General features: G+C 39.5%; 5 protein-coding genes. 1 reads left to right on the top strand and 4 read right to left on the bottom strand.

From position 1 onward, the window contains the following. The coding region (locus tag EXZ60_RS18350) for an IS3 family transposase (RefSeq protein WP_194584830.1) at window positions 1–96 on the top strand (96 nt) is incomplete at its 5' end. Between the two features lie 240 nt (window positions 97–336). Here EXZ60_RS18350 and EXZ60_RS18355 read toward each other — a convergent pair. From EXZ60_RS18355 to EXZ60_RS18375, 4 genes are all read right to left on the bottom strand, one after another. Then, window positions 337–960, bottom strand: a complete 624-nt coding sequence (locus tag EXZ60_RS18355; protein WP_277436113.1) for a hypothetical protein — start codon at window positions 958–960, stop codon at window positions 337–339. Window positions 961–2,085: 1,125 nt separating this feature from the next. Then, window positions 2,086–2,550, bottom strand: coding sequence for an ASCH domain-containing protein (locus EXZ60_RS18360; RefSeq protein ID WP_277436114.1), 465 nt, complete (start codon window positions 2,548–2,550; stop codon window positions 2,086–2,088). Between the two features lie 151 nt (window positions 2,551–2,701). Next, window positions 2,702–3,865 (bottom strand): hypothetical protein, encoded by a 1,164-nt coding sequence (locus EXZ60_RS18370; RefSeq protein ID WP_277436115.1) that lies wholly within the window; start codon window positions 3,863–3,865, stop codon window positions 2,702–2,704. A 1,186-nt stretch (window positions 3,866–5,051) separates the two neighbouring features. Continuing rightward, window positions 5,052–5,146, bottom strand: a 95-nt coding sequence (locus tag EXZ60_RS18375) for an IS3 family transposase (RefSeq protein ID WP_182761394.1), incomplete at its 5' end; no start/stop codon positions are given.

The raw sequence follows: 5,146 nt of genomic DNA on the forward strand, positions 1-5,146 counted from the left end.
TTTGAATACATCGAGGTTGATTATAATCGGACAAGAAGGCACAGTGCTCTTGGGTATCTAAGTCCAGTTAACTTTGAAAATAAAAATGTCGCTTAATGAAGTGTCCAGTCTGGCTGGAGCAGATCAGACCAAGCTTGCTTGCTGACATCCGTAAACGAATAGCCAGAGAAATCCCCAACTCTTTTCCCCAAAAATTATGCTTTGCTCTTCGTAAACCTAACGCCGCATTAAGGGGTGAACAACGCCGCCACCCAATCTAAAGCATTGTACCGTAAACACTAAATTTGAAGTAGAAACAAAAATACCAAGCGTTGAGAATCCCTCTTAAATGCTTTGTTATGTTCGTATTTCAGTGAAGTAGTGCTGCTTGTCGTTGTTAAAGGTCACTAATATTTCTTGTGTATGCTTTGCACCATAGAGATCACTAAACTCTACCAATATTCCTAACGTTTTTACCACATCTGACTCAAACAATGCTCTAGGTGTCCGAATAGACCAATAAATTGCCCCTGACTTCTCAACATGACCGAGATAAGGTAAATCTACAAAGTCTCCAATTTTTGTTGAATAGAATTTTAACTTTCTCTTTGTTTCTATATGTTTAATAGAAATATTTAAAGCAGAAGCTAGCCCTATATTTTTTAGACAAACGGCGACATAAATATCATTACCTTTCTCTTCAAATTCTTTACCCGCGTCGTCCGTAAAATATAAATCTCCCAACTTATCAACTGAGGGGACTTGTTCCAAAACCAATAGTGGCCTGATATTATCTTGCCTCTGTCGATTAAAAATTTGATACGCCGCAAAAAACGCTAATAGTCCCCCCGAATAGCCACCTAAAAAGCTCAACCAACCATCTACACTACCAATCATCGTACCAGGCACATACTCTGTATATATTTTTACGAGAGCGGGACTAGCTAACAAAACACCAATTATCAAAAGTATATATTTCATTTTTTCCTCAAAGAACATAACGCCCGGCTAAGGGGTTGACAACGCATAGCCGAACTTAAAAAACACGCCGTAAACACTGAACTTCAATTTTGAACTAAAGCCGCCACGCGTTGGCAATCCCTCTTGAGCCGTTTGTTAGGCCAACCGATTGACAACGATACTTTCAAAACCAAAGAACGAGTTTTTTGTAAACTTAAAATAAACTAACCGATTCATTTATAAACCAAAATGCTAGATCAGCAAAGAAACAAAAAAACTCAAATTGAGCGATTTGGAAGAAAAGTGACGAGCGTAGCATGCTCGGCGGACGTTTGGATGCTGAAGGTTATTATGCCGCTGAATTCACAACGATAAACAGCTCAACGCGATCAAGAAACAACAAATATGTGATGACTATTTATTGCTTAACTTAAGCCAGAAAACATTGAATTTACCGTTCAATTTCAACTCGATTTAGCTGATAAAAACTCACCTTGCCTAACGCCCGGCTAAGGGGTTGACAACGCACCACCGAACTCAAAAAACCACTGTAAACGCTGAACCTCAATTTTGCACTAAAGTCGCCAAGCGTTGACAATCCCTCTTGAGCCGTTTGTTATGCAAATTCAATAAGATAAACTGACTTTACACGACCAAAAGCCACAATTGCAATGGTTGAGTGATTCAAAAATCAACCCAAGCAAGAACTGTGATAAATGAGCCGCCAAAACAAAGTCCACCTTTCAGCAACAAACCAAGCTTTTGAATGAGACAAACTCAACAAGCAAGACTTTCAGCAAATGCGAAATACTCGATAAACTTGCACTTTCCACACTTTGCGCCCACTGAATTTACAACGCGCCAACGCTAAAACTGATTGAGGCAAACAAAGAAACTTGCCTGTTTTACGGTTTGAGTTAACCACGAATTTGAGGGTAAACATGCTCATTTGCCGACAACACAAAACGAATGGCCAGAGAAATCCCAAAAGATTGAACCCCTAAATTTACCTGAGTTGCATAACGCCCGGTTAAGGGGCTGACAACGCAAACCGCTGAACCCAAAATAACAACCGTAATCACAAAGGCCGATTTGAACAAAAACCGCCACGCGTTGGCAGTCCCTCTTGAACCGTTTGTTATGTTTTTAGTGATATACGACCTTAAAGTGCTCTAAAACCAATAGCATATCCTCACTAGGCTCTATACCTAAATCTTCACATTCACGTGAGAAAAATTTCCAATGAGCTTTACGCCACCATTCTAATGATTTGTCGCCTTCACCCTCACTTGCCGCAAACTCTTCTGACACTTCATTGAATCGACAATTTGAGACCGATGTTATCTCAATTATACAAATTGGTTCACCATCCCAGTTTGTGACAACTTGAAGATGACCAACTCTTGGTAAAACTTCACCCTCATGGCTATACCAGTATTCCATGCTGCATGATGCTCGTTTCTCGCCACGTAGGATTAAATCAGCACATAGATTTGCGTTATACTCATCTGCGCAAAAATAATCCGAACTAAATGATGTATATTTTTCAGACACTTCACTAGCTAAAGTTCGAAAGTGCTGCTGTAAAAATAACTGACTCTTTTCTTCCATGATTCCCTGAACCTGATTAAAAACATAACGCCCGCTTAAGGGGCTGACAACGCTACTACCAAGCTTCCGCATAACACTGAAACCACTGAAACCACTGAAATCAACGCATAATGAAAATGCTACGCGTTGGAAGTCCCTCTTAAAGCGTTTGTTAAGTGGACTCGACAGACGCTAGATTTAATATTTTTTCAATTTTCTTTTCAGCTTTATAAAAATTTGTGCTTTCATAATTTTGGATAAACTCTTTTTCTATGTCATCCCCACGACCAAAGTTAGATGATATATCTATTTCATTGCAATTAATGGTTTCAAGCAACTGCCAAGATATTGGTTTTGTTAATTCAAAATCAAGCACCATGCTTTTACAAAAAGATTCATGCTCCACACTTTCCACGAGCGCAGGGGGTATGACTACATTTATTCCAACTTTTGACTCTCGAAGTTGTTTTGTTTTGGTTGATAAATACATAATTCCATCAACATTTGGAGCATCAGTCGTTATCCACTGAAGTAACATATTCGGAACCACATACTCAACATTGAAGTTTGCACCCTCATTAGCTTTGATATAGCTACAAGACATGAGTAGAGGCCATAAGACAAAATGCGCAATTTTTTGGTCGAGGGATGGCTCATCACTCTCGACATCGAAAAATAGTAACTCCAAGTCGCTTTTCTTCATGGCTTCTAGAGAATATGCAAAATTTAAAAGAAATTTAGGGTGGTTATAATTGGCTGCACTTAGTTGATAACTCGAGATGTAAAGAGAATCCAAATTTGGCTTACCCATTTCTTGCCAGCAAACATAAATAGATGTTCCTAGATATAGACATGGTAAACCAGCAATCGAGTACCTTTGGGCACCAACCAAATGTCTCATATCAAATGGAATATGAAACATATCTCTTCTTTCTGTCAAAGGTGACTCACTCACCCTGACTCTATATAAGTAATTAGGTTTAACGCATACTTGTTTTAACTCTTGACTTAATTGTGAAATAGCATCTTTTATTATTTTATAATTCATCATTTTTTCAAATGTGTCATATGCTTTTCCAGAGTTACCGTTTAAGTATTCATCAATACACTTGAGAATGAGCTTGTTATTGCGCTGAATTTGGGGCAAGCTCTTTTTCAATGCCCTCGCTACACGCCCCACCCCCTTCTGAGTGTATTTATCCAACCTATTCTCAAAATCATCGAGCCTATCCTGCAAGTCCTTTCGATACGATGACTTTGAAGGTTCATAGCTAAATGGGTGCCTTTGCTTTTTCCCTCTAAGCAAAGCAGTTAACAAATTTTGATACTCTGACATGTTTCCTCTTCCACTTAACGCCCAATTAAGTGGTGAACAACGCACTGACCAAGCCACCGCATTGCACCATAAAACACTTTACTCAACGCATAGTAAAACTGCCACGCGTTGAGAATCCACTTGAATTGTTTGTTATGTGAATTTTACCGTGAATTCAAAGTAAACCACCGTAGAAATGAAGAGATTTGAATAAGTTACGTACAAAAACGATGCTTACCAAAACCTAAATTTCACAGCGTTCTGAGCCAAAGAGAGCCACTTACAGAATCAACAACAAAGAAAGCGCCCTTTCAGCAACCGCTAAACCTTTTGCGTCACCAGATTTCCAGAGCTGAGTGTCAGCAAATAAATCAGTCAAAAGGACATTTCAATTAAAGCGATTTGAAACTGACGAAACTCAACACAAGCCAGATCCAAAACTTAATTGAGGCAACCCAAGAACCTTGAAAACGATCAATCTCAGGTTGTTCAAGAATCCATTTCGACCAAGCCAACTTGCCGAAAACACGGAACGAATTCTCAATGAAATCGTAGCTTTGACCTTAAAAACCCATCCAACACATAACGCCCGGCTAAGGGGTTGACAACGTACCGCCGAACTCAAAAAACACACCGTAAACACTGAACTTCAATTTTGCACTAAAGCCACCACGCGTTGGCAATCCCTCTTGAGCCGTTTGTTAGCTGCTACACTTTAGCCGGAGATTGACTACCCAACGGCCTAATTTAAAACACATTATTGCTTTCAACCGGCAAAGTAAAACGGACAACTGAGAAACTAAAACCTAATCCACGAAACGCACTTGGCAAAGAAGAAATAACAACAAAATTTGACGAGTTTCTAGAGCTTAAATTTACAAAGAATTATGTCGAAGAAGCCAACAACCAAGTGCGTGAAACCCATTTGAGCGCGAAAGAGCTTCAAAACCAAAGAAGCCACACCAAAGAAATAAACAAACACATCACTTCCCGTAAGAAGACTTCGGTTAGTTCAACCACTTCACGAACAGTGCCACTGGCGAGATACGCGGAAAAGTGCTGACTTTCAGGTGTAAAGCTAGAGCCTCAGACTAAGAAAAATAAGCGCTTAATTTTATGGTTTTTCTTAACCTCAGCTAACGCCCGGTTAAGGGGCTGACAACGCAAAACACTGGACTGATCTGCTCCAGCCAGACTGGACACTTCATTAAGCGACATTTTTATTTTCAAAGTTAACTGGACTTAGATACCCAAGAGCACTGTGCCTTCTTGTCCGATTATAATCAACCTCGATGTATTCAA

Origin of the sequence: Vibrio sp. 1151_11, from assembly GCF_029478525.1 — a bacterium.
Classification (GTDB): domain Bacteria; phylum Pseudomonadota; class Gammaproteobacteria; order Enterobacterales; family Vibrionaceae; genus Vibrio; species Vibrio anguillarum.

What these genes read in the sequence shown, in the direction of transcription:
- EXZ60_RS18360 (WP_277436114.1), bottom strand. Translation starts at nt 2,550, where the DNA reads ATGGAAGAAAAGAGTCAGTTATTTTTACAGCAGCACTTTCGAACTTTA.
- EXZ60_RS18370 (WP_277436115.1), bottom strand. Translation starts at nt 3,865, where the DNA reads ATGTCAGAGTATCAAAATTTGTTAACTGCTTTGCTTAGAGGGAAAAAG.
- EXZ60_RS18355 (WP_277436113.1), bottom strand. Translation starts at nt 960, where the DNA reads ATGAAATATATACTTTTGATAATTGGTGTTTTGTTAGCTAGTCCCGCT.